This window comes from Streptomyces sp. UW30, assembly GCF_008042075.1.
Classification (GTDB): Bacteria; Actinomycetota; Actinomycetes; order Streptomycetales; family Streptomycetaceae; genus Streptomyces.
This window is the reverse complement of sequence record NZ_RDBN01000100.1, coordinates 1-3,231: the sequence shown is the minus strand read 5'-3', so window position 1 is coordinate 3,231 and position 3,231 is coordinate 1. Positions and strand designations below refer to the sequence as shown.

The window sequence follows — 3,231 nt, the reverse complement described above, 5'->3', positions numbered from 1 at the left end:
TAAAGGGTGTTGCACAAGGCTGTGTTCGGGCAGGCCAGAGCGGGTGAGCGGGGTTGTCTGGTCATGATGCGAGGGCGAGGTTGTGCATGTGGGCGACGGCCTGGACCGCGTGGTGGAGGCCGTCGCCTCGTTGGCGGCAGTCGCGGAGGATCTTGTAGTTCTTCATCCGGCCGATCACATGCTCCACCCGCGCACGCACCTTCCGGTGGGCTGCGTTGTCGTCCTCCTCGCCCGCCAGCAGGGGCCGGTGGGGGCGTTTGCGGTGGGGCACGACCATCCCGCAGTTGAGGTAGGCACCGTCGCCCAGGACGGTCACGCCCTGGCAGTGTTCGGCCAAGCCGGAAGCCCGCCAGGCGTGTGCGTCCGCGGTGGTGCCCGGCACCGGGTGAGCGGCGGCGATCACAAGGCGGGTGTCGGCATCGACGATGACCTGCACGTTCGCCGAGAACCGGTAGTTGCGCGACGATGAGCCGACGTTCCGGTCGCGGACTGGGACCAGGGTGCCGTCCACGATCCACAACCGGTCCGCCGCGTCGGCCGTGCTCGAGACGGGTTCAACCGCCAGCAGCGGACCAAGCCGCTGGACGACACGGCAGACCGTGGAGGAAGAGACGCCGAACAACGGGCCCAGCTGCCTCATCGTCAGGTTTGTCCGGTAGTACACGGCAACGATCAGTACCCGCTCCGCCAGCGGCAGCGACCACGGCCGGCCGCGCAGCGTGCCGTTGCCGCCCCGCTCCCGCACCACCTTCAACAGACCCGAGAACTGTGTCATCCGCAGCCCCGTGAACGTCTCCACCCATACCCGCTCAGCACGTAAAACCCCAGCCATACAAGGGAGATGCCCAGCTCAGAGCCTTGTGCAACACCCTTTAGAAGTCGTCCCGTAATAGTCGTCCCGGGGAAGTCGTCCCAGGGACGTCGTCTCAGTAGACGAGCGCCTGCGTCCCGTCCGCCATCGCCTCCTGCACGAAGACCTGCGCGCCCGCGATGCGTACGCCCTCGATGACGTCCTTCTCCGTGATGTCCCGGCGGGCCGCGCACTGGGTGCACAGGGTGAGGCGGCCGGCCGCGAGGACGGAGTCGATCAGGTCGGGGAGCGGGGCCGCGTGCGGGAGTTCGAACTCGGCGGCCCGGCCCGGGAGCGCGAACCACGCGGACTCGCCGGTCAGCCACACGGACACGTCGACACCGCTCGCGACGGCCACCGCCGCGACCGTGAACGCCTGTGAGCACCGTTCGGGGGCGTCCGCCCCCGCCGTCACCTTGATCACCAGCTTCTTCGCCATGGCCGAATCGTAATCAAGCCCCCTACAACCCCGTGTGTGGGCCATGGGTCTCCTGTGCGCACGAATACGGAATACAGACTTCACGTTCTGTTGGGGGGACGTTTTGGAAGAACCCGAACCCATCGGAGAGGTGCCCGGCCCTGAGCCCACCGATCCGCCCCGTCCGCGGCGTCGTGGGCGGACCGCGGCGCTGATCGCAGGTGCCGCCGTACTGGGGCTCGTGGCGGGGACCTGTGCCGGTTACCTCGTCCAGGCCGACCGCGAGCCCACCAAGCTGCCCTCGCTCTCGCAGCCGAAGCTGACGCAGGCCAAGGGCGAGGCGCCCGAACCGCTGTCGGCCGCGCGGGACCGGCGGGTGCGGACCGACGGAGACCTGCGCAAGCTGCTGCTGAAGAAGCCGCGCGGGGCCAAGGCCGCCGACTGGCTGACCGGTGACGACGGCTGGATGGACATAGCCGCCTACGCGGAGACCTTCAATGAGCCGGTCGGCGCCTTCGGCGAGCTCGTCAGCCACGAGTTCCGGCGCGCGGCCGTCGTCGGCTGGGAGGACGACGACTCGGCGGTGGAGATCCGGCTGCTCCAGTACCGGCAGGAGGAGTCCGGCGGTGCCGCCGAGAGGACCGTAGGCGGCAAGTACTGGGCCGACCTCGAAGACGGTGACAGCTGGGTCGTCCCGGGCACCGAGGACGGCATGGCCTACGCCTACCAGGACGCCGAATCCGAGCCCGGCTATCTGCCGGTGTACACGGCGGAGGCACTCGCGTGGCGCGGCGACATCGCCATGGAGATCTTCGTCTCGGGCAACAGGCCGATCAGCAAGAAGACGATCATGAGCCTGGCCCAGCGGCAGATGGAGCGGCTGTGAGCGAGGAACGGCCCATGAGCGAGGGCCAGTCGGAGAGCGAGGGCCGGGTCGTGAGCGAGACCCCGGCAGAGGTGGGGCAGGCCGTGCAGCCCGACCCGGGTGGTGAACCGGTCGTGGCCCCGCCCGCCAGGAAGCGCCCGCGCCGTGGCCGTATCGCCGCCGTCGCCGGGGCCGTCCTGACGGTCGGCGCCCTCGTGGCCGGCGTCGGCATCACCGTCGGCACCGTCCGGGACGCCGATCGGGACGCGGGGGCGCCGGTGTGGAAGTTTCCGGCGGACAAGGCCGGCGACGAGAAGGCGCCGAGCGCCTCGGGCCTGGCCGGGATGCTCGTGCCGTACGGCACCGACGGCTGGGTCAAGGGGCCGGACATCGGTGAGTTCGGCTCGGACACGCGGCTCAGCGCGGCCGAGGCGACGGCCATGCGCAAGGAGTCGCTGCGCGATCTGCCCCGTTCGCAGCGCCGGCAGCTGGAGAAGCAGTTGGACCGGCTGCGCATCGAGGGCATGGCGATGCGCAGCTACTTCAGCGCCTACGGCAGCGGGCTCCAGCAGGATCTCGTCGAGGACATCTACAGCGTGAGCCTCACGCTCACCCGGCTGGAGAACCGGACGGCAGTGCGGGACGCGTCGCGCTTCCAGACCGAGTTGCTGGGCACCCTGGACATCTTCCGCAAGGGTCCGAAGGTCAAGGGCCACAAGGACGCCAAGTGCTTCCTGTCGCCCAGGGAACTCAGCGAGGACCTCGACAGCATGTTCTGCTCCGGCTACGTCGGAGACGTCCTGGTCACGCTCTCCGCGGACGGCGTCAGACCACTCGACAGCAAGGGGGTCGCGATGCTCCTGAGCACCCAGCTCGACCGCATCGCCGAGCCGGGGGAGGCCGTATGACCGAGCAGCGACCGCAGGTCACCCAGCCGGGGTCCGAACCGGCCGAAGCGGTGTCGCAGACGCCCGCAGGACAGCTCGTGACCGAGGCACCGGAGCCGACGGCGGCAGGCAGCTGCACGCCCGCGTCTGGCTCGCGCAGGTCGGCCGGGTGCCGCTGCTGATGCTCGACTCCGACGTCGAGGAGAACGAC

Annotated in this window: 4 protein-coding genes; 2 read left to right on the top strand and 2 right to left on the bottom strand. The window is 69.8% G+C overall.

Going from position 1 to position 3,231, the window contains the following annotated elements:
• Positions 1-61: 61 nt before the first annotated feature.
• Both EAO75_RS44325 and EAO75_RS44320 read right to left on the bottom strand, forming a co-directional pair.
• Positions 62-832 carry a transposase family protein gene (locus tag EAO75_RS44325; RefSeq protein ID WP_148000794.1) on the bottom strand — a complete coding sequence of 257 codons (771 nt, stop codon included), beginning with the start codon at positions 830-832 and terminating at the stop codon, positions 62-64.
• A gap of 94 nt (positions 833-926) precedes the next feature.
• Positions 927-1,289 (bottom strand): DsrE family protein, encoded by a 363-nt coding sequence (locus EAO75_RS44320; RefSeq protein WP_148000793.1) that lies wholly within the window; start codon positions 1,287-1,289, stop codon positions 927-929.
• Between the two features lie 220 nt (positions 1,290-1,509).
• Here EAO75_RS44320 and EAO75_RS44315 point away from each other — a divergent pair, with 220 nt between their 5' ends.
• Positions 1,510-2,154 carry a hypothetical protein gene (locus tag EAO75_RS44315; RefSeq protein ID WP_315987695.1) on the top strand — a complete coding sequence of 215 codons (645 nt, stop codon included), beginning with the start codon at positions 1,510-1,512 and terminating at the stop codon, positions 2,152-2,154.
• 14 nt (positions 2,155-2,168) lie between these two features.
• Positions 2,169-3,041, top strand: a complete 873-nt coding sequence (locus EAO75_RS44310; RefSeq protein ID WP_261989710.1) for a hypothetical protein — start codon at positions 2,169-2,171, stop codon at positions 3,039-3,041.
• Positions 3,042-3,231 lie beyond the last annotated feature (190 nt).

Excerpts from the sequence above, each read along its gene's own strand:
- EAO75_RS44310 (WP_261989710.1), top strand. The coding sequence starts at position 2,169 with ATGAGCGAGGGCCAGTCGGAGAGCGAGGGCCGGGTCGTGAGCGAGACC.
- EAO75_RS44320 (WP_148000793.1), bottom strand. The coding sequence starts at position 1,289 with ATGGCGAAGAAGCTGGTGATCAAGGTGACGGCGGGGGCGGACGCCCCC.
- EAO75_RS44325 (WP_148000794.1), bottom strand. The coding sequence starts at position 832 with ATGGCTGGGGTTTTACGTGCTGAGCGGGTATGGGTGGAGACGTTCACG.